This window comes from Pseudomonas sp. NPDC089752, assembly GCF_044748725.1.
Lineage (GTDB): Bacteria > Pseudomonadota > Gammaproteobacteria > Pseudomonadales > Pseudomonadaceae > Aquipseudomonas.
In genome coordinates, this window is record NZ_JBIVGP010000003.1 from 135614 (window position 1) to 161117 (window position 25504).

Here is a 25504-nt window from a genome sequence, read left to right on the forward strand (position 1 = left end):
GATAACGGAGTTTAGAGGAACAATCCTGGTCCGGGTCGCGTTCCTTCGGGGAATCTGACGCCCACTTTCTGGATCTTGTTCCCGTCCATGGTCGCCACGGTCCAAATGGTGCCGTGCCATTCGACCTGGTCACCTACTACTGGAGCGCCTCCGACCTTTTGTCGGATGAACTGCGCCAGCGGCATTTTCGCGTCCAGGCCGTCGAGTTTCAGGCCATACAGCGCGGCCACCGCGCCGAGTTCGGCATCGCCTTCGAGCACGAAGTCGCCGAAGAAGCGCAGGTCCAGGCCGCGCTGTGGCGCCTGGCTGAACAACTTGCCCAGCGCCGGCAGGTTATGTTCGTGGCCGATCACGCAGAGCATGTCGCCGACTTCCAGCACGGTACTGCCCGAGGGGTGCAGCAGTTGCTCGCCACGGAACAGCGCGGCGATGCGGGTGCCTTCAGGCATCTTCAGCTCACGCAGGGCGGCGCCGATGCACCATTTTTCCGCACCCAGGCGGTAGACGAACAGCTCCCACTCGCTGGTGATGTGCACCTCCAGCGCAGAGCGCGAGATAGGCGCTGGATCCGGCGGTACTGTGACCTTCAGCAGCTTGGCCATCCACGGCAGGCTGGTGCCCTGCACCAGCAGCGACACCAGCACGATGAAGAACGCCAGGTTGAAGAACAGCTGTGCATCCGGCAACCCGGCCATCAGCGGGAACACCGCCAGAATGATGGGTACCGCGCCGCGCAGGCCGACCCAGGCGATGAAGCCTTTTTCACGGCCATGAAAGGCCTTGAACGGCAGCAGCGCGGCGATCACCGACAGCGGCCGCGCGACCAGGATCATCCACAGCGCCAGGCCCAATGCTGGCAGCGCGATGGGTAGCAGGTCGTGCGGCGTGACCAGCAGCCCCAGCACCAGGAACATGCCGATCTGCGCCAGCCAGGCCATGCCGTCGAGCATGTGCAGGATGCCGTGGCGGCTGCGGATCGGCCTGTTGCCCAGCACCAGACCGCACAGGTACACAGCGAGGAAGCCACTGCCGTGCAGGGCGTTGGTCAGCGAGAACACCGCCAGGCCACCGGCGACCACCAGGATCGGGTACAGGCCGCCGGCCAGGTTGATGCGGTTGACCAGCTGCAGCATCAGCCAGCCACCGCCAAGGCCCAGCAGGCCACCGATGCCGAATTCGCGCAGCAGGTGGGTCAGCAGGCTCCAGTGCAGGCCGGTCTGGCCGCTGGCGATCATGTCGATCAGGGTGACGGTGAGGAACACTGCCATCGGGTCGTTGCTGCCGGATTCGATCTCCAGCGTGGCGGTGACCCGTTCGTTCAGGCCCTTGCCGCCGAGCAGCGAAAACACCGCCGCGGCGTCGGTGGAGCCGACGATGGCGCCGATCAGCAGGCCCTGGATCAGGCTCAGGTCGAACAGCCAGGCGGCTACCATGCCGGTGAGGGCGGTGGTGATCATCACCCCGACCGTGGCCAGCGACAGCGCCGGCCACAAGGCCACGCGGAAGCTCGCCACCCGCGTGCGCAGGCCGCCGTCGAGCAGGATGACGGCCAACGCCAGGTTGCCCACCAGGTAGGCGGTCGGGTAGTTGTTGAAGATGATGCCGCCACCGTCGACGCCGGCGATCATGCCGACGGCGAGGATGATCACCAGGATCGGGATGCCCAGGCGCGACGACAGCGAACTGACCAGGATACTTGCAGCAACCAGCAATGCGCCGATCAGAAACAGGCTGTTGATGGTGCTGGCATCCAAAGGCAGATACTCCGGGGTCGCGCGGGAAAGGGATATGACTGGCAAGTCGCGTGCCAATCGATTCTAACCTGATGAATTGGCGGGATGTAAAGCGTTTCTGCAGATGTGCAAAAGGCACCGCGGGGGGTGCCTTTTGGTGGGGTGCCTGTGTAGGCCCTTTCGCGGGCAAGCCCGCTCCCACAGGTACAGCACAAGTCTCAAGAGTTGTGATAATCCTGTGGGAGCGGGCTTGCCCGCGAAGAGGACAGAGCAGATTTACGCCTGTTTAACTTCCCGCATCGGCTTGCCCTTCACCGGCGCACCTTCAGCCTTGTAGTACTTGGCAGTACTGCGCGGCAGCGGCTTGCGGTTGCGGATCTTGTCGGAGATCTTCTCGGCGATCATGATCGTGGTGGCGTTGAGGTTGCCGGTGATGATGATCGGCATGATCGACGCATCGACCACGCGCAGGCCCTGCATGCCGTGCACGCGGCCTTCGCCATCGACCACCGCCATGTCGTCGGTGCCCATCTTGCACGAGCAGGATGGGTGGAAGGCGGTTTCGGCGTGCTCGCGGATGAACTTGTCCAGCTCTTCATCGGTTTGCACGTGCGCGCCCGGGCTGATCTCGCGACCACGGTACGGGTCCAGCGCCGGCTGAGCCATGATTTCGCGGGTCAGGCGGATGCCGTCGCGGAATTCCTGCCAGTCCTGCTCGGTGGCCATGTAGTTGAACAGGATGCTCGGGTGCTGGCGTGGGTCTTTCGACTTGGCCTGGATGCGGCCACGGCTTGGCGAACGCATCGAACCCATGTGCGCCTGGAAGCCGTGTTCCTTCACGCCGTTGGAGCCGTTGTAGTTAATCGCTACCGGCAGGAAGTGGTACTGAATGTTCGGCCACTCGAACTCAGGGCGGGTGCGGATGAAGCCACCGGCCTCGAACTGGTTGCTGGCGCCGATGCCAGTGCCGTTGAACATCCACTCGGCGCCGATGGCCGGCTGGTTCCACCACAGCAGCGACGGGTACAGCGACACCGGCTGGGTGCAGGCGTACTGCAGGTACAGTTCCAGGTGGTCCTGCAGGTTCTCGCCAACGCCCGGCAGCTCGTGCACCACCGGGATGTCGAGGCTTTCCAGCAGGGCGCGCGGGCCGACGCCGGAGCGCTGCAGCAGTTGCGGCGAGGCGATGGCGCCGGAGCTGACGATGACTTCCTTGCGGGCGCGGGCTTCGACGCGCTCTTCGCTGTCGCCGACCAGGTAGGTCACGCCAACGGCGCGCTTGCCGTCGAACAGCACGCGGTCGCTCAGGGCGTGGGTGACGATGGTCAGGTTAGGGCGCTTCTTGGCCTGGTCCAGGTAGCCGCGTGCGGTGCTGGAGCGGCGGCCTTTCTTGGTCACCGAACGGTCCATCGGGCCGAAGCCTTCCTGCTGGTAACCGTTGAGGTCTTCGGTGCGCGGGTAACCGGCCTGCACGCCGGCCTCGACCATGGCGTGGAACAGCGGGTTGTTGCCCGCTTTTGGCGTGGCGACGCTGAGCGGGCCTTCGCCGCCGTGGTAGTCGTTGGGGCCGATGTCACGGGTTTCCGCTTTGCGGAAATACGGCAGGCAGTCCAGGTAGGTCCAGTCTTCCAGGCCTGGCAGTTCTGCCCAGCCGTCGAAGTCCATGGCGTTACCACGGATGTAGCACATGCCGTTGATCAGCGAAGAGCCACCCAGGCCCTTGCCGCGGCCACATTCCATGCGGCGGCCGTCCATGTGCGGCTCTGGGTCGGTCTCGTAGGCCCAGTTGTAGCGGCGGCCTTGCAGCGGGAAGGCCAGGGCGGCTGGCATCTGGGTGCGGAAATCGAAGCGGTAGTCGGGGCCGCCGGCTTCCAGCAGCAGGACGGTGACGCTGGCGTCTTCGGTCAGGCGGGTGGCCAGGGTGTTACCGGCCGAGCCTGCGCCGACGATGATGTAATCGAATTCTTGGGACATGAACGTACCCTCGTGATGGCGGTGATCAGGGAGCGGAAACGCCCGTGCACGGCGGCACGGGCGTGGCTGGACTGGGCCTTAGAAGACCGAGTTGTAGCCGCCCAGCTCGACCTGGACCGACTTGATGCGAGTGTATTGAGCCAGCGAGCTGACGCCGTTTTCACGGCCAACGCCCGACTGCTTGTAGCCACCAACCGGCATTTCGGCCGGCGATTCACCCCAGGCGTTGATCCAGCAGATGCCGGCTTCGAGCTGGTGAATGATGCGGTGGGCGCGGCTGATGTCGTTGGTGCACACGCCAGCGGCCAGGCCGTATTCGGTGTCGTTGGCGCGGCGGATGACTTCTTCTTCGGTTTCGTAGGTGAGGATGCTCATCACCGGGCCGAAGATCTCTTCCTTGACGATGGTCATGTCGTCGGTGCAGTCGGTGAACACGGTCGGGGCCACGAAGGCGCCCTTGGCGAACTCACCTTCAGTCAGACGCTCGCCACCGCACAGCACGCGGGCACCTTCTTCTTTGCCCTTGGCGATGTAGCCGAGCACGCTTTCCATGTGCTGGAAGCTGACCAGCGGGCCGAAGTTGGTGTTTTCGTCTTCAGGGTTGCCAACGCGGATGCGGGCAACGCGCTCGGCGATCTTGGCTTCGAACGCGGCTTTCATCTCGGCAGGGATGAACACGCGGGTGCCGTTGGTGCAGACCTGACCGGAGCTGTAGAAGTTGGCCATCATGGCGATGTCGGCGGCCTTGTCCAGGTCGGCGTCGGCGCAGATGATCAGCGGCGACTTGCCGCCCAGTTCCATGGTGACTTCCTTGAGCGAGGAGCTCGAAGCGCTGGCCATGACTTTCTTGCCGGTGGTGGTGCCGCCGGTGAAGGAGACTTTCTCGATGCGCGGGTGCTCGGTCAGCAGGGTGCCGACTTCACGGCCGCTGCCGGTCAGGACGTTGAACACGCCGTTCGGCAGGCCGGCTTCGGTGTAGATCTCGGCCAGTTTCAGGGTGGTCAGCGAGGTGACTTCCGACGGCTTGAAGATCATCGCGTTGCCGGCGGCCAGGGCCGGGGCGGATTTCCACAGGGCGATCTGGATCGGGTAGTTCCAGGCACCGATACCGGCGGTCACGCCCAGCGGCTCGCGGCGGGTGTAGACGAAGGACGATTCGCGCAGCGGGATCTGCTCGCCTTCGATGGCCGGTACCAGGCCTGCGTAGTATTCCAGCACGTCGGCGCCGGTGACGATGTCGACGTAGCGGGTTTCCGAGTACGACTTGCCGGTGTCCAGGGTTTCCAGCATGGCCAGCTCGTCGTTGCGCTCGCGCAGGATGTCCACGGCGCGGCGCAGGATGCGCGAGCGCTGCATGGCGGTCATCGCGGCCCAGACTTTCTGGCCACGCTCGGCGCTTTCGACGGCTTTCTCGACGTCAGCCTCGGTGGCACGTTGCACGTGGGCGAGGACTTCGCCGGTAGCCGGGTTGATGGCTTCAAAGGTGGCATCGCTGCCAGCGTCGACGTAAGCGCCATCAATGTAGAGTTTTTGCGTTCCGAAACGGGCCATAGTGTCCTCGCAAGTGCAGTGTGTGGTTGGCGTGCGCGTCACGCTCCTGCCGGGTTGGCAAGGGCCATGCGCGCTTGTTCAGCAGCCTGGTCCGTGCTGTCCAGGGTGTGCTGCTTAGCCAGTTGTAGATCCATGTATTCGTATGCAATCCGTATCGCCTGGTCGGTGTCGAATGCATCACCCGACAGGGCGCCACGCAGCCACAAGCCATCGATCAGGGCCGCCAGGCCGCGGGCTGCCTTGCGCGCATGGTAGAGCGGCAGGGTGCGGCGGAACTGGCAACACAGGTTGGAGTAAAGGCGGTGATCGTTGATCCGCTGCAACCTGTGCAAATCGGGCTGGTGCATGCTGGAAGCCCAGAAGGCCAACCAGGTTTTCATTGCCGGGCCGTTCACCTGGCTGGCATCGAAGTTGCCCTCGATGATCACTTTCAGGTGGGCACGCGGGCTGTCGTCCGTCAGGGCCTGGCGACGTGCTCGAACGCCTTCGTTGAGCATGTTCATGATGTAACCCATCGTCGCTGCGATCAGGCCGTTCTTGTCCCGAAAGTAGTGACTGATGATGCCGTTCGACACACCGGCCAAACGGGCAATCAGCGCAATGCTGGCGTCCCCCAGGCCTACCTGATCGACCGCCTGCAACGTGGCTTCGATCAACTGCTGGCGGCGGATGGGTTGCATACCGACCTTGGGCATCTTGCTATCTCCTCAGGCCCTGCGAGCAGACGACAGGCGGCTGACTCGGCGAAGGCCAGTCTATTTTGTTTTGATTGAACGTTCAATCAATAAAGAATAAGCTCTGCGACAATTTGTGCCATTGACAGTTTTCAAGGCTGTTTCGAAGGCACTGATTGACACCCCAGGAAATCGTGTAACCCCCGGAATACAAGGCGTTGACGGGCATCAGCGATGCAAGATTCAGATTCTGCCGAGTGGTCGACGACCTGCGGCAGGCCCTTGGAGCGGGCGGGGTGCTCTGTGGCGAATGCGCGCACTTCAAGCAAGTGCGGGGCATTTTCAACAGGTCACCTGTCTGTTTTTTTGCAACGTATCGATTCGGGATCACGGTTTCCAAGGTGCTTTTATAACACCTGACGCAGTGGGGCTATTGCACCAATTGCTCGGGAAAGACTGATTAGCCTCCACAAGCCGTACTGCCCGGAGCATTCGTGCAATGAGTTCTGCCTCCCTTACCAAACCCCCCGCCGAGAGGGTACGGGTCAACCGCGTGGTGTTCTTCACCTCCGCGCTGATGATCCTCGTTCTGACTGCCTTGCTGATCGCTGTACCGGAAACCGCCGGCCAGGTGCTGGGCGTTGCCCAGAAATGGCTGACGCGTACCTTCGGCTGGTACTACATGCTGGTGATCTGCGGTTACCTAGTGTTCGTCGTCTACCTGGCGTTTTCCGACTACGGCAGCCTCAAGCTGGGCGGCAAGGACGACCAGCCGGACTTCAGCTACGGCGCCTGGGCCGGCATGCTGTTCTCCTCCGGTATCGGTATCTCGCTGCTGTACTTCGGCGCCTCCGAGCCGCTGGACCACTACTTCAACCCACCCGAAGGCACCCCGGCCAGCCTCGAAGCCGCGCGCCAGGGCCTGCAGCTGACCTTCCTGCACTGGGGCCTGCATGGCTGGGCGATCTACGCGCTGGTCGGCCTGGCCGTGGGTTACTTCGCCTACCGCCACAACCAGCCGCTGGCCCTGCGCTCGGCGCTGTACCCGCTGGTCGGTGAGCGCTGGGTCAAGGGCGCTGCCGGTAATGCCGTGGACATCTTCGGCATGTTCGTCACCCTGCTGGGCCTGGTGACCAACCTGGGAATCGGCTCGATGCAGGTGTCGTCGGGCCTGGAATACCTGTTCGGCATGGACCACAGCAAGACCAACCTGCTGGTGGTGATTCTGGTCATGGCTGGCGTGGCCACCGTGGCGGCGGTGTCGGGTGTGGAAAACGGCATTCGCCGCCTGTCCAACCTGAACATCGCGCTGTTCAGCGGCCTGTTGATCTTCGTCTTGCTGGGCGGCGAAACCCTGCACCTGCTCAACGGCTTCGTGCAGAACGTCGGCGACTACCTCAATGGCATCGTGCTGAAAACCTTCGACCTGTATGTGTATGAAGGCGAAGCGGGCAAGTCCGAGCGCTGGCTGGGCCTGTGGACCGTGTTCTACTGGGCCTGGTGGATTTCCTGGGGCCCATTCGTGGGTATGTTCATTGCCCGTATTTCCAAGGGCCGCACCGTGCGCCAGCTGGTCATGGGCGTGTTGTTGATTCCACTGGGCTTCACCCTGGCCTGGCTGTCGATCTTCGGCAATACCGCGCTGGACCTGGTGATCAACCAGGGCGCAGTGGAGCTGGGCAAGACCGCGCTGGAACAGCCGTCGATGTCGATCTACCAGCTGCTGGAATACTTCCCGGCAGCCAAGATCGTGATCGGTGTGGCGGTGTTCGTCGGCTTCGTGCTGTTCCTCACCCCGGCCGACTCCGGCGCGGTGATGATGGCCAACCTGTCGTGCAAAGGCGGCAAGGTCGACGAAGACGCCCCGCACTGGATGGTGGTGTTCTGGTCGGTGGTCATCACCCTGGTCACCATCGGCCTGCTGTTCGCCGGTAACTTCGAAGCCATGCAGACCATGGTGGTGCTGGCCGGCCTGCCGTTCTCGGTGGTGCTGGTGCTGTTCATGTTCGGGCTGTACAAGGCCATGAAGCAGGACGTTGCCGTGGAGCAGGAGCGCGCCGAACTGGCCGCCCGTGGCCGCCGCGGCTTCAGCGAGCGCCTGACCCAGCTGGAACTGCAGCCGACTCAGGCCGTGGTGCAGCGCTTCATGGACAAACAGGTCAGCCCGGCGTTGAAAGAAGCCGCCGCGCAATTGCAGACGCTCGGTTTCGAGGTGGAAAGCCGCGTCGGCCAGTCGCGCAACACGATGGGCCTGCGGGTGATGATGGACGAGGGCAACCCGTTCGTTTATGAGGTCAGCCTCGACGGCTACATGGCCGCGCCGAGTGAAGCGCCGGTCGAAGGCGAGCCGGAAGTACGCCAGCGCTTCTACCGCGCCGAGGTGTATCTGCACGATGGCAGCCAGGAGTATGACCTGATGGGCTTTGCGCCCGAGCAGATCGTGCGTGATGTACTGGACCAGTTCGAAAGCCACCGCCAGTTGCTGGGGCGTGTGTACAGCTGATTGCTGATCCATCGCGAAAAACCCTGTTCATGTGAGCAGGGTTTTTTTTTGCCAGTAACAAGTAACGCCAGCAAAGCCACGGTTTGCGCGACCTTCCTGCTTCATTTTCCAGGGAGCCGAGCCCATGCCCAACCCCGATACTTCAACGTTCGATTTCAAAAGCGCCGCTGCCGTGCATTTCAGTGATCGCCCAACACTGCGGCAAGTTGCCAGCAAGCACCTGCTCGAGGTGCTGTTGGAAGAACTGCCCTGGCTGGCAGCAGTGGAGCCTGCGCTAGGGTCCGCTGATCCCTTGATGCTGGACAGCCCGGTTCCCGGGGCAGATCACTGGACGACCGAGCCGCTGGTCGATCACCTCTTGAGTGCACTGCTCAGCAGCAGGCCTCTGGATGTCGAGCCCGTGGAGGGCCGTCACCACAACCTGGGGCTCAGTGGGGCCTATCGATTTGCAGGATCGCACAGCGAATTCGATACCCGGCAGACCTCCGGCTTGAGCGGACCCCTCAACGATTTGCTGGGCCGGCTGGCAACCCTGTTTGGCGAGGCGCAAGTCGAGTACTGGGGCAAGCTCGGCGCCGCCGGCGTCAGCCGCGACGTCTGGCTGCAATGGCTGCTCAAGGCGGCTCTGGCCTTTCGCTTGCCAGCGCAGGGGCTGGATGCGCATCAGCAAGCGTGCTTGCGCGGATTGCTGCGAGGGGGTAGCGAGCAACCCCAGGTGTATCTGGTCGAGGCACACCTGGGTTCGGCTAACGAGACGCTGGTTGAAACGCAAGTCGGTGTGCTGGTGGGCGGTGAGTGGGACGAGCAGCGCGTACTGCTGTGGTGTGAACCCACCGGCGACGTTCGCGCGTTCGACTCACTGCAGGCCTTTGCCCTGGGCCTGCGCAATGAGCTGGCGCAGCGGTATGCATTCGACAGCATGAGCTGGAGTCGTTATCCGATACAGGGCAACGTCTTTGCCCAATACGCTGCGCTGTTGCTTGAAACCCAGCTCGAGCGGATCGAGCGGCTGCGCTATTCACCCATCGCTGACCTGGCGCAGTTGGAGCACGTGTTCGCTCAATTGAGCGACCCCGGCCAATGGTTCGCCGGATTCATCGCCGACACAGCGAGGGTGCCGCCTCCGCCAGGGCTCGTTGCCGGCCCTGGGCGCAACAGCTTCGCCTATTGCGAGGCCCTGCTGCAGCTTGGCATCGACCAGATGGAGGCTGATGGCATCGCATCGCTCGATGGCATCCAGAACCTCAACGACTACACCCGGCAACGGCTGGCGGAGTTGATGCGCCAGAAGCACGGCTACCAGGACTCGGTGGACGACCTGGTACTGGAGCTGGGCCTGGCGCGCGGCATTCCAGGCGGCGCGGCCACCGGCAGTGGCGGCGGCGAGCCACTGGAACCTGGCCACAAGACTTTGATCGAGTTCGCCATCGGCAATCTCAGTGCTTTGCACGGGGCTGCCATTCTACGTATCAGGCACCAGGATGGACGCGACGGACCCTACTGGCTGAACGCCGATACCGTGAGGGCACTGGTATCCGAAGCGGACATCGGTGGCCGCTACCCTCGCTATGTGGCCGATGCCCTGGATGCTCCGGACAAGCGCCCCGATCGGTTGAAGCGATTTGCACGTGAATGGCGCAGTGCGATGGTGTTCAGCGCGCTGCAGGCGCAAGTCGACGGCAAACTGACAGAAGCAGGACTGCAGTGCGTAGTGGACTTCTGTGCGGGACGAATGGACCCGCTAACGCCCAGGGCCTCGATGATGCCGCTGGCGTTCAAGCGTCAGCCGCAGTCCCAGCAAATAGACCGCGTTCGCTGCATGTATGTGCTGTATTGCGCGGAACCAGAGCTGGTGCTGTTGTACCGTCCTCTCTATCAACAGGATGCCATTCGCCAATATGCCAGTCTCGCGGCATTGCTGGAGCATATTGGCGAGTCGGCGCTGCTGCAGGACAGCATCGTGCAATGGCTCGAGCCCCGGGTTCGGCACATCTACGCCAACGGCGGTTTCAAAGAGCCGCATGTCGCCAGCATTGGCATCGATCCGTTCGAGACCCTCGAGCGCCCGGCCCCCCCGGTGTTGGTCACTCAGTTCTGGTTCGCGGATTTGGACGAAGCACTGTATTCGGCCAATCGCGATCTGCTGGTTGAACTTGCCGATCTGCACTCTACTTCGGATGCCGAGAGCTACTGGGCGTCGTTGGCTGAGTTCGCCTGGCTGCTGTTCGATACCGTTACGGTCATCCTGAAGGGGCCGGTGGCCAGTGCAGCCTGGTTGCTGCAACTGCTCAGCTCCCTGGAGAGTGATATGGCGGTAATGGAGCAAGAGCAAGGGGTAACACGCAGCGCGGCAGTCGCCAACCTGCTGTTGAACCTTGGCATGGCGTTGTTGCATGTACGCCAACCGCGACCCCTCGGCGGCCCTGGTCCGCATTCTCCGCTTGTGGCCCGCTTCGAGGGCCTGGCAGAGCAGCGGGGCGCGTTTGCCGAGGTGGCGATCACGCCCGATGCCGGGTCTTTGCATGCCAGCGGCGCGTTCGCCAGCGGGCCAGACCGGCGCCTGGACTTCGCCTGGCGGGCGAGCCAGGGTTTCAACTGGCTGCCCGCTCCCCAGCGCGCTGCATTGAGGGCCATGCGCTCAAGCCTGTCACTGCACGGTCTGGCACCGTTGAGCAGTGGCGATAACCAAGGGCTCTATCGTGTGGATGGGCACTACTACGCGGCGCTGGCGGGCGATAGCTATCGTGTCGAAAAGGTGCCTGGCGGTGCGCGGGTCGTGAGTGACAGCGGTGCACAGGGGCCTTGGCTGGCGTACGAACACGGCGAGTGGCGCATAGACAGTGCGTTGCGTCTGAGGGCGGGGATGCCGCGTGAGACGTTGGCCCGCCGGCTCAAATCGAAATACGACAGCATGTTCCAGCTATCCAACGTCCTTTCAGAGCAAGCACGTGCCTCGGCGGCTCTCTATAACGCTGTGATTGACCAGAAGTTCGATACCAACAACAAGTTCGACAATTATTACAAACTCCAAGCCGCTGCGCAGGGCCGGATTGACAGCCGCGCACCCACTGCAGAGAACCAGAAGGCCAATGAGGATGATCAGAGAGTCATCAGCTTATGTGAAGAGAAGATCGAAGGATTGCGGGTCATTGCAAAAAAACTGGACAACCAGTCCGCAGAAATCCTGGAAAAGTCCGTCGGCCTGGACAAGCAGCTTTTCACCCTGCTGAACACCTTGCTTGAAGACAAGTACAACAGTTATCGCAGCGATGGGCATCTGCAATCTCTGGAAGCCATGAAGGTCATCAGTCTGGTCAGCATGATCAGAAGCACCGATATCATGCTCATCCAGCTGACCGAATTGGTCGATTATCCTCGTCTGGATCGGCTCAGAGCCAAGATCGTGGGCAAAAGGGTGGGTACTGTCGAAGAGGCCTATGCCGAGTATCGCCAGGGGCTCGAGCACGTCGTCGCTTACCAGGAGCGCATGTTGCTGGGCGAAGAGTACTTTGATCAATTACTGACGGATGCACCTGGCGACCTGGTGGTTGAGGGTGCAGTGGCAGGTCAAGGCCCTACCGTGGACCAGATCATTGGATTGCGAACTTACAGTACGGTCCAGTTACGTGTTCACCACGTCATGAATCTGGCGGATCTGGCACTGCACATGAACTCCCTCGAGGGTCACGAACGTATTGCTGAATTTCGCGAGAATCTGGCGGGCAAGTCTCTGCTTGCCGCTGCCGGCGCCCATGGCGAGCTTTCCTTCGCCAATGTGTCACTGGACGATCGAATTTCCATCCTTCAAGAAGCGTGGGACGAATATGCGGCGGCGCTGGTCAACAGCGCGACCATCAATAGCACCGGCGGCGCCCTGATCGATGCCCTCTGGCTGCAGCGCTATCGCGAGCATGTCGAGAGGCTCAAGCTGGATGCCGGGCAGCGGCTGGTCAAGGCCATCGAGGCTCAGGAAAGTGCCAACCCCCCACCGCAACGCCAGCCGTACCGGCCCACCGTGCAGCGCCAGCAGGTGCTGCATACGGCTGAAGGGCTGATTGTCATCGCCACCAACGTGCAGGAGAGCGGGCAGGAGATACTGCAGGTTCTCGACCCCATCAGCAAAGAGGTGCGTTCAGTCTACGAGCTCAGGGACAATATATGGCAAGAGCGCCCAGACCCCTCTGCAGCGACAGCCCCGCCGGACGATGAAGTCGTGACTGACACGGCCATGAGGGTTCAGGCGCTGGTTGATAAAAGCGATGAGGTGTTGGCCAAGGCGGATGATTACATCAAGAACAAGTTGCGCAGTCAGAAGGTGGTCCGACTCTTCGATCGGCACATCGACAAGCTTCGTCGCGCTATCGATATGCAGGGCAAGGAAAGTTTGCCGGATGCACTGGTCAGGCGCCTGGAAGAGGAGTTGGACAAGCTGCGCTCGCAAAAGGAGTTGAAGTTGATCAAGCTTTATACCGACACGCCCTATCCCTTTGCTGACGGTTTGAAGTTTCTGCACGACAAAGGCTTGATCAAGGCTGAATACATGTTCCCTCGCAATACCATGGCCGATGGCAGCGCGTTCGATGAGTACAAGATCATTCGTCTGGCCAACCCGGGCGACCAGAAGGGACGACCCTTGTGGGCGGCCCATTTCCACATGCCGTCAGCTGACACAGTGTCGCGTGGCTTTACCGTCGGGCATCTTAAGACATGGGCGCAACGGCGTCGCAGCGGACGCGAAGAGGAGGGTGGGCGAGTTCATCGGGGCAGGCTGACGCTGGAACAGGCGGAAGGCATCATTCCGTTCTGAAGCCGCGTCTGAGCATCGCCAGGCGCCTTGCGTGTGCTTGAAAACCGCCGCAGCCATGCAGCAATGCGCAGCTGCGGCAGGTTCATGGCGAGGTCAGGGCAACTTCGCCTGCAACAGATCGGTGCGAGAGTCGGAGCTTTGCAGATTCAGGTCGATGGCAACGCTGCACAGCTTCAGCGGCAAGGCGGATGCCTCGACCTCGCGGGTGTATCCAGGTAGCAAGCGATAACCGGAAAGATCGTCGCAGTCGGTCGTCTCGGGTGCGCCGCGTTTAACCCGATAAAACACGACGTCGCGCGCTCTCTGCCAGGTGACGCGCAGGTTGCCGTTGGTCAGCTGCTCGGTTGCCACCTGGGCCGTGGGTTTGCCGGCGGGCAGCAGCTCGGCGGCAATGCTGAGGCTGTTGGCCATTAGCGCGTTGGACGGCAACTGATCCGGATCTTGTACACCGAGCAGGCACAGATAGTGGATGCCCGGTGCCGGGCCAATGGGGTCATCGATCAGGTTTTCACTGGAAGAAACAGTGCCGCTGTAGCCGGTCGGATCCTCGCAGGCGAGGGCGTCGGTGCTGGTCTTGTAGCGGTAGCGTGGGGTGTCGATGAGAAATTCGAAGTTCCAGCTTGGCTGTTCAACGGAGCCGTCCGCCAAGGTTTTGATTTTGCTCAGGGGTTTGAACCGATTGCCTTGTGGCTCCAGTTGGAAGCCGGGCAGCAATTGGCAGGTGTCCAGCTCCAGGTCTGCCTTGCCCGCACTGAAGCATCCTTGTACGCGCTCGGTGGGTATGGCCCCCACGCCGTCGTCATGCAGGCTGTTGACCACGCTTACCAGGCGATTGCCGTGGGTTTCCAGGACGGGGCTGCCGGACGCGCCCTCAGCCAGGCCCTGGCAATCGTTGCGCCGTACATTGCGCCACACCCAGTTGCCAACACTCGTGATGGCCTGGTAGCGCTCCGTGCACGTGGAAAGTCGCAGGCCCTGGCCGATGGCGCTGGGTTCACCGATCACCTGGACGCTGCTTTGCGGCGGGGGCGAGGAGCCGAGCCTGATCGGCGAGATGCCCAGCGCCAGCAACCCTTCAAGCGTTGCATCCAATTCCACCAGCGCCAAGTCCGCCCCCTGCAAGCTATTCCACACGATACGCTTGAGGGGTACGGCGAGGCGTTGGGTGGGTGTATCAACGAAGTAGTTGAAGGCAATACTGCCGGTCACAGGCTGGTCGACGAGGACCTTGCCGTTGACGCCGCCAGCGCAGTGGCCGGCCGTCAGGATATAGGCCGGCCCCTGCGCCTGGGCTTGCGAATCACGGCTGTCGAGCAATGTCGCGATGCATTGGTGATCTGCCACTGACAGCCGGCCGATGCCATTCCACTGGCTGTTCTGGCCAGCGCTGTTGTGCAGGATTGCAGGTTCATGGGTGGAGTCGGGCAGCTGGTTGGCGCAGGTCAGCTGACTGAACAATGTCAGGCCGAGCATTGCCAGGAACATGTGCTTATGCATGGCGTACCTCCTAGGGGTGGAGTACGCAGGGTGAAAGCACTACACCCAGGTCAGGCGGTAAATAAGTGAAGGCCTCGATCAGCGGTTGCTGTAGCGGCCATGCTTGCCGTGCGCCGGCATGGCCTGATTGCCGCGTTGGGCGATCATCTGCGGCAGGTTGATCAGGGTGATGCCCTGGCTTTCCAGGCGGGGCAGTTCGCGCGCCAGCACTTCGAGCGTTTGCGGGTACGGGTGGCCGATCAGCACAGCCGAGCCTTGCCTGCGCGCCAGGTCGATGCCCACCTGCAGTTGCCCGGCGATCGCTTCAGGGGTGCGCAGGTCATCGAGAAACACATCTCGGGAGACATGCGCCAGCCCTTGCGCCTGCGCTTCGGCCGCCGCCACCGTGGCAGCACTGGTGCGGCTGTCGACGAAGAACAGGTGTCGTCGCTGCAACTCACCCATCAACCAGGCCATCGGCTCACGCTGGGCGGTCATGCGGCTGCCCATATGGTTGTTGATGCCTGCGGCATACGGCACTTTGGCCAGCGCCGCATCCAGGCGCTGGGCCAGCGCTTCGATCGGCGTCCCGGGGTGCCAGGCATAGGGGCCGGTGGCCGGGTCCATGGGCATGTGCAGGATCACCGTCTTGCCGGCCTTGTGTGCCTGGCGGGCGAAGTCAGTGGCGTGCGGGGTGTCGGGCATCACCGCCATGGTCACCGGGCCAGGCAGCGCCAGGGTGCGGTTGTCGCGCTCGGTGCTCTGGCCCAGGTCGTCGATGATGATGCTCAGATACGCCTTGTTGGCCGGCGCCGCTTGGGCGATGCCGGCCAACAGGCAGAACAGCGGAAACAGCCAGCAGCGCATGAGGTGAATCATTTGCCCGACGTGATGTTCAGGCCTTTGAGCAGGCTCAGGGCCTGGCTCAGCTGGAAGTCATCGTCTTGCGGGCGCTCCTTGCGCTTGCTGCTGCCGGTCGGCCGGTCAGCGCCGCCGTTGCCATTGCCCAGGTGGCCCTGCAGATCGGCTTCCTTGAAGTTGTCGGTGTCGATTTCGGCGGTCAGCTTGGCTGGACGCACTTCGATATCGGGCACGATACCCTGGGCCTGGATCGAGCGCCCGTTGGGGGTGAAATACAGCGCCGTGGTGAGCTTCAGTGCGCGGTCGTTGGCCAGCGGCAGCACGGTTTGTACCGAACCTTTGCCGAAACTGTCGGTGCCCATCAGCACGGCGCGCTTCTGGTCCTGCAGGGCACCCGCGACGATTTCCGAGGCCGAGGCGCTGCCGCCGTTGATCAGTACCACCAGTGGCACGCCCTCGCTGGCGTCGGCCGGGTCGGCGGAGAAGCGCAGTTCGGAGTTGGCGATACGGCCCTTGGTGTAGACGATCAGGCCCTTGGTCAGGAAGTGGTCGGCCACTTCCACCGCCGACTGCAGCACACCGCCAGGGTTGTTGCGCAGGTCCAGCACAACCCCGCGCAGCTTCTTGCCGTTGTCTTTGCGCAGCTTGGCCAGGGCCTTGCCCACCTCTTCGCCGGTCTTGACCTGGAATTGAGTGATACGGATGTAGCCGTAGTCGTTTTCCAGCAGCTGGCTCTTCACGCTCTTGACCTGGATCACCGCGCGGGCGAGGGTCACGTCGAAGGGGTTGCCGCCGTCACGCACCAGGGTCAGGGTGATTTTTTCGCCGACCTTGCCGCGCATCTTGTCAACGGCCTCGGTCATGGTCTGGCCACGGGTGGGCGCGCCGTTGATCTTGACGATCAGGTCGCCCGCCTGCACACCGGCACGTGAAGCCGGGGTGTCGTCGATGGGTGAAACCACCTTGATGAAGCCGTCTTCCTGGCCCACTTCGATGCCGAGGCCGCCGAACTCGCCGCTGGTGCTTTCCTGCAGCTCCTGGAAGTCCTCGGGGCCGAGGTAGGCCGAATGCGGGTCAAGGTTGCTGAGCATGCCCTTGATGGCGTTTTCCAGCAGGGTCTTGTCGTCCACAGGTTCGACATAGGCCGCCTTGATGCGGTCCATGACCTCGGCGAAGGTGCGCAGCTCTTCCAGCGGCAGCGGCGCCTTGGCGGTCACCTCGGTGGCCGGCACCGCCGCAGGCTTGGCTGTCTTGGCCGGCGCCGGCTCGGCGGCGAGGGCCAAAGGCGCGCCAACCGCCAGGGCGATGGTCAGGGCCAGCTGGGTGAGACGAGGCGAGTGCAGCATGTCGAACGAACTCCTGATCCTGTAGGCGCTCCCGAGGGAGCATCGGCGCAGCGCTGGGCGCCATGCCGTAAAAAGTGAACTAAGCCTTAACCTCGGCACCACTGCGATGGGTCGGTGGGCCGGCCCTGCTGGCGAATGGCGAAGTACAAGCCTGCGGCATCCTGGCCGCCGCTGTCGCCAACGGTGGAAATGGCCTCGCCGGCCTTGACGATGTCTCCAGCACTCTTGAGCAGGCTCTGGTTGTGGCCGTAGAGGCTCAGGTAACCATTACCATGGTCGAGAATGACCAGAAGTCCAGCGCCGCGCAACCAGTCGGCGAACACCACGCGCCCGCCGTGTACGGCGCGCACCTGGGTGCCGGGGTTGGCGCTGATCATCACCCCGTCCCACTTGGCCCGGGCATCGCTGCCACGGGCATCGCCGAAGCGTGCCAGCAGTCGACCATTGACCGGCCACGGAAGTTTTCCCCGGGCCGAAGAAAAAGCCCCGCCGTAGCTGGCGCTGTCGCTGGAAACCAGTGGGCCAAGGGTGGTGCGGGCCTTTTTCGGCGGTTCGGACGGTTCGTCGCGTTTGGCCAGCGCTTCCTGCTGTCGGCGCTTCTCGGCCTCCTGCTGGGCAAGCAGGGCTTTCTGGCGCGCCTCTTCGGCTTCGCGGGCCTGACGGGCCAGGGTTTCCTCGATGGTCTTGAGCACCTTGGCCAGGTCCGCCTGGTCCTGCTCGCGAGCCTGCAGCTTCTGGCCGCGGTCTTTCACGTCGCTGTTGAGCTTGGCCAGTACCTGCTGGCGCTTGCCGCGTTCGGCTTCGAGGGCCTGGCGGCGGCTGTCGAGGTCGGCGCGCTGGGCCAGCAACTGTTCTTGCTGGTGGGAAATGTCCTGCTCGACATTGGCCAGCTGGCGCAGGGTCTCGTTGAAGGCACGCAGTTGCTCCATGCGCGCCTTGCTCAGGTAATCGTAATAGCTGAGGGTGCGGGCGAACTTCTCGGGGTTCTGCTGATTGAGCAGCAGTTTGAGGTATTCCTCGCGACCGTTGTTCTGGTAGGCGGAACGCGCCTGGATGGCGATCAGGCGTTGCTGTTCAACGCGGGAGCTCTGGAGTTTTTTTTTCTCGGTATCAAGGCGCTCCAGATCGCCCTCGGTCTTTTTTAGTTCTTGTTGCAGGGCCTCCACCTGCTTCTCCAGGTTACCGATATCGGTTTCGGTGGTCTTGAGGTCCTTCTGCACACCGGCCTTTTCTTCCTGGAGCTTGCCCAGCGTCTTCTTGAGCTCGGCGATGTCCTGGCGGGTGGCGTCCAGTTGTTGCTGGGTCTGCGCGCGCTCGTCGGCGAAGGCCGGGCTGAGCAGGCAAGACAGGGCTAGGAGGATCAGGGCGCGAAGCATGAGGTCTGGCGTACCAAGGATGGAGACTGGCCTAGTATGCCCGCCTGGGGCGGCAAAAAAAACGCCCCACGGCAGATGCGGTGGGGCGTTTGTCTGGAATTGCGGTTATCAGGCGTCGACGAGGATCGAAGTGCCGGTCATTTCGGCAGGTTTTTCCAGGCCCAGCAGCTTGAGCATGGTCGGTGCCACGTCAGCCAGCACGCCGCCTTCGCGGACCTTGACCTTGCGCTTGCCGACATAGATGAACGGCACTGGCTCGGTGGTGTGGGCGGTGTGCGCCTGGCCGGTGCAGGCGTCTTCCATTTGCTCGACGTTGCCGTGGTCGGCGGTGATCAGCGCCTCGCCGTCGACCTTTTCCAGGGCATCGACGATGCGCCCGACGCAGGTATCCAGCGCTTCGACGGCCTTGACCGCTGCTTCGAACACGCCGGTGTGGCCGACCATGTCGCCGTTGGCGTAGTTGACCACGATCACGTCGAAACGCTGCTGCTCGATGGCTTCGACGATGCGGTCGGTGACTTGCGGTGCGTTCATCTCCGGCTGCAGGTCATAGGTGGCGACCTTCGGCGATGGGATCAGGATGCGCTCTTCGCCTTCGAACGGTTCTTCGCGCCCGCCGGAGAAGAAGAAGGTGACGTGGGCGTACTTCTCGGTTTCGGCGATGCGCAGCTGGGTCTTGCCATTCTTGGCCAGATATTCGCCGAGGACGTTGTCCAGGCTGGAAGGCGCAAAGGCCGCCGGTGCCGGGATTTTCGCCGAGTACTGGGTCAGGCCGATGTAGGCAGCCATCTTCGGCAGGCGCGCACGGGGGAATTCGTTGAAGTCCGGCTCGACGAAGGCACGCGACAGCTCGCGGGCACGGTCGGCGCGGAAGTTCATGAAGATCACGGCATCGCCATCTTCGACCTTGACCGCTTCGCCAATGCGCGTGGCTTTGACGAACTCGTCGCTCTCTTCACGGGCGTAGGCGGCTTCAAGGCCCGCCAGGGCGGTGTCTGCGGTGTAGTCGGCAACGCTGTCGACGATCAGGTTGTAGGCGGCGCTGACCCGGTCCCAGCGGTTGTCGCGGTCCATGGCGAAGTAGCGGCCGATGAGGCTGGCGATGCGGCCCTTGCCCAGTTTGTCAAAGGTCGCGTCGAGCAGTTCGAGCGACGACTGCGCACTGCGCGGCGGCGTATCACGGCCGTCGAGGAAGGCATGCAGGTAGATTTCTTCGGCACCACGCTGTGCAGCCAGTTCGGCCATGGCGATCAGGTGGTCCTGGTGGCTGTGCACGCCACCGTCGGAGAGCAGGCCGAGGATGTGCACGGCCTTGCCGGCACTCGCTGCCTTGTCGACCGCGCCGGTCAGTACCGGGTTGGTGAAGAACTCACCATCGCGGATGGCCTTGGTCACGCGGGTGAAGTCCTGGTAGACGACCCGACCGGCGCCGAGGTTCATGTGACCGACTTCGGAGTTGCCCATCTGCCCGTCCGGCAGGCCGACATCCATCCCCGAGCCTGAAATCAAGCCATTCGGCTGACTGGCGCGCAGGCGGTCATAGACCGGGGTGTTGGCGGAATAGATGGCGTTGTATTCGGGGCTTTCGCTGTGGCCGAATCCATCCAGGATGATCAGGACCAGGGGTTTGGGCGTGCTCGTCATCAATCAAACTCACGGTTGTTCAAAGATGATAAAGACACGCATTTTAGGGCAAATACGCCACCTGCGGCGAATAATCGTCCTGTCCCCTGACCGGCGCAGCGCCTGCGGCAACATGAAGGTACCTCTGCCACCGGCCCGTCGGGCTTTGGTGGCACTGGGGGGCTGTGTATACTGGCCGGCATTTTCAATCGCCTGGAACACCGCTGATGGTTGCTCACCTGATTCAATTCGCGACAGATCACTACATCCTGGTTGCGATCTTCGTTGTTCTGCTGGTCCTGCTGCTGCTCAATGAACTCAAACGCGGCGGCCAGAGCCTGAGCAATGGCCAGCTGACCGCTCTGGTCAACGCCGACAAGGGCCTGGTGGTCGACATCCGTACCGCCAAGGAATATTCCGCCGGCCACATCGTCGGTGCGATCAACATTCCGCAGGACAAGCTGGCCGCGCGCATGAGCGAGCTGGACAAGCATAAAGACAAGACCCTGATCGTCGTCGACGCGATGGGCCAGCAGTCCGGCAGCCACTGCCGCGAGCTGCTCAAGGCCGGTTACACCGCCGCCAAGCTGAGCGGTGGCGTTTCCAGCTGGAAAGCCGATAATCTGCCCCTGGTGAAGTGATATGAAGCCCGTCATCGTCTACTCCAGCGACTACTGCCCCTACTGCATGCGCGCCAAGTACCTGCTCGAGAGCAAGGGCGTGGCCTTCGAGGAAATCAAGGTCGACGGCAAACCGCAGGTGCGCGCCGAGATGAGCCAGAAGGCCGGCCGTACTTCGGTGCCGCAGATCTGGATCGGCAGTACCCATGTCGGTGGCTGCGATGACCTCTATGCCCTGGAGCGCGCCGGCAAGCTCGACGCGCTGCTGGCGGCCTGATTTGCACTGCATTCAAAAACATTTGGATAAGGATCTGCCATGACTGACCAACAGACCAACGGCGCCGCCGCCGAAGACACCAGCCCTCAGTTTTCCCTGCAGCGCATCTACGTGCGCGACCTGTCGTTCGAGGCCCCGAAAAGCCCGCAGATCTTCCGCCAGACCTGGGAGCCGAGCGTTGGCCTGGACCTGAACACCAAGCAGAAAGCCCTGGAAGGCGACTTCCATGAAGTGGTGCTGACCCTGTCGGTAACCGTCAAGAACGGTGACGAAGTGGCCTTCATCGCTGAAGTTCAGCAGGCCGGTATCTTCCTGATCAAGAACCTCGACGCGGCCTCGATGAGCCACACCCTTGGTGCGTTCTGCCCGAACATCCTGTTCCCGTACGCCCGCGAGACCCTGGACAGCCTGGTGACCCGTGGTTCGTTCCCGGCCCTGATGCTGTCGCCGGTCAACTTCGACGCCCTGTACGCGCAAGAAATGCAGCGCATGCAGGAAGCCGGCGAAGCACCGACCGTGCAGTAATTGCAGCGGACATGAAAAAGCGCCTTTCGGGGCGCTTTTTTGTTTCCTGTACCGGCCGATTCGCGGGGCAAGCCCGCTCCCACAGAGGTTTGCGCAATACCTGTGGGAGCGGGCTTGCCCCGCGAATCGGCCGGTACAGGCTACCAATCAGCTCCCTGCAAAGCCCTGCTGGCGCCACGCCTCATACACCGTCACCGCCACAGTGTTGGACAGGTTCAGGCTGCGGCACCCCGGCCGCATCGGCAGGCGCAGGCGCTGTTCGGCCGGCAAACTGTCGAGCACCTCGGCCGGCAGGCCACGGCTTTCAGGCCCGAACAAGAAAGCATCGCCCGGCTGGTAAGCGACTTCATGGAAAGGGTGCGAGCCCTTGGTGGTGAAGGCGAACAGGCGCGGGTTGCCGAGGCTTTCCAGGCATCCGGCCAGGCTTTCATGGCGCTTGAGCGTGGCATACTCGTGGTAATCCAGCCCCGCGCGACGCAGCCGCTTGTCGTCCAGCTCGAAGCTGATCGGCTCGATCAGGTGCAGGTCGCAACCGCTGTTGGCGCAGAGGCGAATGATGTTGCCGGTATTCGGCGGAATTTCAGGTTGAAAGAGGATGACGTGAAACATGCACGGCTCCAAGCATGAAGATGGCGAGCATTCTACCCCCGAACCCGAGTCGCGTTCGAAGGGCTTGCCGCGTGTGATGTTGTCGCTGGCGATCGTCGGGGTGATGGTCGGCCTGATGATCGGTCGCCTGACTACACCTGAAGAGCGCGTGCTTGAGCAGGTGGAGGTGGTGCAGGACGGGCTGGACCTGTGGTTCAACGACGAGCCGAAGCTGCATGGTGAGAATGTCGAGGGGACCGTCGCGCTGCTGTTCCAGGCCGAGGGCAAGGCCCAGCGCGGACAGTTGAGCCTGCAGGGCAAGCCGGTGGGCTGGCGGTTGCAGAAGAGTGAGGAAGGGCTGTTGCTGACCGTGGTTGCCGCTCGTCCCCTGCACGGCGAGTGGGCCGGTGCAGAGGACGATGGGCGTTGGCGGGTGCAGGTGAGGCTGCACGAATAAAAGAGGGGATGTCCCGGCCTGCCTGTACCAGGGTCCCCAAAACTTGCACGACTGCGAATAAAAGAGGGGTTCACCCGGCCTGCCTGTACCGAGGCCCCCAAAACTGGAGATACAGTACTTATTGCAGGTGGCGTGCCAGTTTTGAAATGCCCGTAAATATTGGGTTTCAGGGTGATTTGGCCGTGATCAGAGGGAATTTGTGCCATGAGGCGGTGCAGAGGGCACAGCTTCGGTGCATGAGTCAGGTACCGCGTTGACTTTAAGCATTCGCGGGCAAGCCGGATCGCCGGACCGCCGCTCCCACAGGTACTCTGCAAGGCTTGAAACCTGCGCGGTAGTTGTGGGAACGGCGGTCCGGCGATCCGGCTTGCCCGCGAAGAATCCAGCTAAGATTTCAGGGATTAGTGCTCCTCACCCTCGTCATCATCCCCGCCGTCCACATTCATCCCCAATTCCTTGATCTTGCGGGTCAGGGTATTGCGACCCCAACCCAGCAGCAACGCGGCATCACGGCGCCGTCCGGCGGTGTGCTTGAGCGCCGTCTCGATCATGATCCGTTCGAAACTCGGCACCGCGCTGTCGAGCAGGTTCGACTGCCCGCGGGCCAACGCCTGATCGGCCCACTGGCGCAGGGCCTGTTCCCAATTGGTTACTGGCGCGGCGTCCTGCGGCAGGTTGAGCAGCTCTGGCGGCAGGTCGCCGATCAGCACCTCGCGGCTGGAGGCCATCACCGTGATCCAGCGGCAGGTGTTTTCCAGCTGGCGCACGTTACCGGGCCAGGGCAGGTTGCGGATGAACTCTTCGGTTTCAGGTTTGAGCAGTTTCGGTTCGACGGCCAGCTCCTGCGCGGCACGACCGAGGAAATGGCGGGCGAGGGCGGGAATGTCCTCGCGGCGGTCGGCCAGGCGTGGGATGTGGATGCGGATGACATTGAGGCGGTGGAACAAGTCTTCCCGGAACTTGCCGGCTTGTACCAGTGATTCGAGGTTCTGGTGCGTCGCGGCGATGATCCGCACGTCGACCTTTACCGGTATATGACCGCCCACACGGTAGAACTCGCCGTCGGCCAGTACCCGCAGCAGGCGGGTCTGGGTGTCGGCCGGCATGTCACCGATTTCGTCGAGGAACAGCGTGCCGCCATCGGCTTGCTCGAAGCGGCCACGGCGCAGGTTGGCGGCGCCGGTGAAGGCGCCTTTCTCGTGGCCGAACAGCTCCGATTCCATCAAATCCTTGGGGATGGCGGCCATGTTCAAGGCGATGAACGGCGAGGCGGCACGCGGGCTGTGGCGGTGCAGGGCGTGGGCGACCAGTTCCTTGCCGGTGCCGGACTCGCCATTGATCAGCACGGTGATGTTGGAGTGGCTCAAGCGGCCAATGGCGCGAAACACCTCCTGCATCGCCGGCGCTTCACCGATGATTTCCGGGGTGCGCGCCAATGCCTGGGGCACGTCGAGGCCTTGTTGTTCCTGGGCATGCTGGTTGGCGCGCTTGACCAGCGATACCGCCTCGTCGACGTCGAACGGCTTGGGCAGGTACTCGAAGGCGCCGCCCTGGTACGAAGCTACCGCGCTGTCCAGGTCGGAATGGGCGGTCATGATGATGACCGGCAAGCGCGGGTGTTGTTCGCGTATCTGCGCCAGCAGATCGAGGCCGCTGGCACCGGGCATGCGGATGTCGGAAATGATCACGTCCGGTTGCTGCCGGGCCAGGCGGCCCATCACGCCATCGGCGCTGTCGAAGCTCTGGGTGGTCATGCCTTCCTGTTGCAGGGCTTTTTCCAGGACCCAGCGGATGGAGCGATCATCGTCGACGATCCATACGGTTTCACTTCGGCTCATGAGGCGGTGGCTCCTTGTTCCAGGGGCAGGAAGATCGAGAAGGCGGTGTGCCCGGCGTGGCTTTCGCACTCGATCAGGCCCTGGTGCTGGCTGATGATGTTCTGGGTAATGGCCAGGCCCAACCCGGTACCGTCCGGGCGACCGCTGACCATGGGATAGAAGAGCGTGTCCTGCAGTTCACTGGGAATGCCTGGGCCGTTGTCGATGATCTCGACACGGGCCACCAGGCGATGGCGCACATGGCCGATGGTGAACTGGCGCATCGCGCGGCTGCGCAGGGTGATGCGGCCCAGGCGCAGTTCGTTCTGCGAGCTGATCGCCTGCATGGCGTTGCGCACGATGTTCAGCACGGCCTGGATCATCTGCTCGCGGTCGATCAACACGTCCGGAAGGCTCGGGTCGTAATCGCGCACCAGGGTGATGCCGCCCTGGCTTTCCGCCTCGACCAGGCTGCAGACCCGTTCCAGTACTTCGTGGATGTTGGTCATGGCCAACGATGGCAGCTTGTTCGAGCCGAGCATGCGGTCGACCAGGTTACGCAGGCGATCGGCCTCTTCGATGATCACGTTGGTGTAGTCGCGCAGGCCATCTTCCGGCAGCTCGCGGGCGAGCAACTGGGCAGCGCCGCGGATGCCACCGAGCGGGTTCTTGATCTCGTGGGCCAGGCCGCGCACCAGCATCTTGGTGGTTTCCTGTTTGCTCAGCTGAGCTTCTTCCTTGGTGATCCGCAGCAGCCGGTCGCGTGGATGCACCTCCAGCAGCAGCAAGGTACTGCCTTGGTGCAGGATCGGCGTGACGGCATAGTCGACGGTGATGGCCTGCCCGGTCAGCGAGGTCAGTTGCGCTTCGCGCTTGGTGAATGGGTGCGCCTGTTCCACGGCCTGGCGCAGGGAGTTGAGTGCCTCGGTCGACTCGGTGAACAGCTCGCTGATGAACTGCCCATGGCTGCGCTGCCCGCTGACGGCAAGGAGCATTTCTGCCGCCGGGTTCATGTATTCCAGGCGCAGCTCGGCGTTCAGCAGGAGCGTGGCGGTGGTCAGGTTGTCCAGAAGCAGACGGTGCTGTGCATCGCTGATGGTCATAGGGCGTCGTTGACCTCTTTTGGCGCATGTCGGGCAGGGCCCGGCGATAGCCGGGCGCGCGGTGAATCCGCAGATGCCAGTCCTCTCACGAAAATGCAAGAAACAAACCAAGGCTCCGAAAAGAAGCGGAATTGCCTGATAAAGACCTTAACTTGCGCTTATTCGGACCAGAAAGTTCTGGTCTGCCGGTTAA

18 protein-coding genes are annotated in these 25504 nt (G+C 62.7%); 6 read left to right on the top strand and 12 right to left on the bottom strand.

What is annotated here, in order from left to right; genetic code table 11:
* Positions 1-11 precede the first annotated feature (11 nt).
* The 4 genes from ACIPZF_RS05980 to betI form a co-directional block, all read right to left on the bottom strand.
* The gene (locus ACIPZF_RS05980; RefSeq protein WP_400796421.1) at positions 12-1754 is read right to left on the bottom strand and encodes a potassium/proton antiporter; all 1743 of its coding nucleotides are present in this window, start codon (positions 1752-1754) and stop codon (positions 12-14) included.
* Positions 1755-2009: 255 nt separating this feature from the next.
* Positions 2010-3707 (bottom strand): choline dehydrogenase, encoded by a 1698-nt coding sequence (betA, locus tag ACIPZF_RS05985; protein WP_400796424.1) that lies wholly within the window; start codon positions 3705-3707, stop codon positions 2010-2012.
* 78 nt (positions 3708-3785) lie between these two features.
* The gene (gene betB / locus ACIPZF_RS05990; RefSeq protein WP_400796427.1) at positions 3786-5258 is read right to left on the bottom strand and encodes a betaine-aldehyde dehydrogenase; all 1473 of its coding nucleotides are present in this window, start codon (positions 5256-5258) and stop codon (positions 3786-3788) included.
* A 38-nt stretch (positions 5259-5296) separates the two neighbouring features.
* Positions 5297-5953, bottom strand: a complete 657-nt coding sequence (gene betI / locus ACIPZF_RS05995; RefSeq protein ID WP_400796430.1) for a transcriptional regulator BetI — start codon at positions 5951-5953, stop codon at positions 5297-5299.
* Positions 5954-6431: 478 nt separating this feature from the next.
* Here betI and ACIPZF_RS06000 point away from each other — a divergent pair, with 478 nt between their 5' ends.
* Both ACIPZF_RS06000 and ACIPZF_RS06005 read left to right on the top strand, forming a co-directional pair.
* Positions 6432-8435: a BCCT family transporter gene (locus ACIPZF_RS06000; protein WP_400796433.1), complete on the top strand. Its 2004-nt coding sequence runs from the start codon at positions 6432-6434 to the stop codon at positions 8433-8435.
* 124 nt (positions 8436-8559) lie between these two features.
* On the top strand, positions 8560-13242 hold the full coding sequence (locus ACIPZF_RS06005) for a dermonecrotic toxin domain-containing protein (RefSeq protein ID WP_400796435.1): 4683 nt from the start codon (positions 8560-8562) through the stop codon (positions 13240-13242).
* Positions 13243-13335: 93 nt separating this feature from the next.
* Here ACIPZF_RS06005 and ACIPZF_RS06010 read toward each other — a convergent pair whose 3' ends face one another.
* From ACIPZF_RS06010 to gpmI, 5 genes are all read right to left on the bottom strand, one after another.
* Positions 13336-14739, bottom strand: a complete 1404-nt coding sequence (locus ACIPZF_RS06010; protein ID WP_400796437.1) for a trypsin-like peptidase domain-containing protein — start codon at positions 14737-14739, stop codon at positions 13336-13338.
* A 78-nt stretch (positions 14740-14817) separates the two neighbouring features.
* The gene (locus tag ACIPZF_RS06015) at positions 14818-15585 is read right to left on the bottom strand and encodes a divergent polysaccharide deacetylase family protein (RefSeq protein ID WP_400796439.1); all 768 of its coding nucleotides are present in this window, start codon (positions 15583-15585) and stop codon (positions 14818-14820) included.
* Between the two features lie 8 nt (positions 15586-15593).
* A complete protein-coding gene (locus ACIPZF_RS06020) occupies positions 15594-16925 on the bottom strand; it encodes a S41 family peptidase (RefSeq protein ID WP_400796445.1) in 1332 nt (443 codons plus the stop codon).
* An 86-nt stretch (positions 16926-17011) separates the two neighbouring features.
* The gene (locus tag ACIPZF_RS06025) at positions 17012-18301 is read right to left on the bottom strand and encodes a murein hydrolase activator EnvC family protein (RefSeq protein WP_400796448.1); all 1290 of its coding nucleotides are present in this window, start codon (positions 18299-18301) and stop codon (positions 17012-17014) included.
* Between the two features lie 108 nt (positions 18302-18409).
* Positions 18410-19945, bottom strand: coding sequence for a 2,3-bisphosphoglycerate-independent phosphoglycerate mutase (gpmI, locus tag ACIPZF_RS06030; RefSeq protein WP_400796450.1), 1536 nt, complete (start codon positions 19943-19945; stop codon positions 18410-18412).
* Positions 19946-20151: 206 nt separating this feature from the next.
* On the opposite strand from gpmI, the gene ACIPZF_RS06035 reads away from it, so the two are divergent.
* Genes ACIPZF_RS06035 through secB form a run of 3 tightly spaced genes read left to right on the top strand, consistent with a single transcriptional unit; the run spans position 20152 to position 21346 of the window.
* The gene (locus tag ACIPZF_RS06035) at positions 20152-20565 is read left to right on the top strand and encodes a rhodanese-like domain-containing protein (protein WP_400796453.1); all 414 of its coding nucleotides are present in this window, start codon (positions 20152-20154) and stop codon (positions 20563-20565) included.
* Position 20566: 1 nt separating this feature from the next.
* Positions 20567-20821: a glutaredoxin 3 gene (gene grxC, locus ACIPZF_RS06040; protein ID WP_003249204.1), complete on the top strand. Its 255-nt coding sequence runs from the start codon at positions 20567-20569 to the stop codon at positions 20819-20821.
* A 39-nt stretch (positions 20822-20860) separates the two neighbouring features.
* A complete protein-coding gene (gene secB / locus ACIPZF_RS06045; RefSeq protein WP_400796456.1) occupies positions 20861-21346 on the top strand; it encodes a protein-export chaperone SecB in 486 nt (161 codons plus the stop codon).
* A 147-nt stretch (positions 21347-21493) separates the two neighbouring features.
* Here the strand turns inward: secB and trmL are convergent, their stop codons facing one another.
* On the bottom strand, positions 21494-21955 hold the full coding sequence (gene trmL / locus ACIPZF_RS06050) for a tRNA (uridine(34)/cytosine(34)/5-carboxymethylaminomethyluridine(34)-2'-O)-methyltransferase TrmL (RefSeq protein WP_008093177.1): 462 nt from the start codon (positions 21953-21955) through the stop codon (positions 21494-21496).
* Here trmL and ACIPZF_RS06055 point away from each other — a divergent pair.
* On the top strand, positions 21954-22391 hold the full coding sequence (locus tag ACIPZF_RS06055) for a hypothetical protein (protein ID WP_400796459.1): 438 nt from the start codon (positions 21954-21956) through the stop codon (positions 22389-22391). The two genes, trmL and ACIPZF_RS06055, sit on opposite strands and share 2 nt — an antisense overlap.
* A gap of 401 nt (positions 22392-22792) precedes the next feature.
* Here ACIPZF_RS06055 and ntrC read toward each other — a convergent pair whose 3' ends face one another.
* The gene (ntrC, locus tag ACIPZF_RS06060; RefSeq protein WP_400796462.1) at positions 22793-24229 is read right to left on the bottom strand and encodes a nitrogen regulation protein NR(I); all 1437 of its coding nucleotides are present in this window, start codon (positions 24227-24229) and stop codon (positions 22793-22795) included.
* Positions 24226-25311, bottom strand: coding sequence for a nitrogen regulation protein NR(II) (gene glnL, locus ACIPZF_RS06065; RefSeq protein ID WP_400796465.1), 1086 nt, complete (start codon positions 25309-25311; stop codon positions 24226-24228). The genes ntrC and glnL overlap by 4 nt, the downstream gene beginning before the upstream one ends.
* Positions 25312-25504 lie beyond the last annotated feature (193 nt).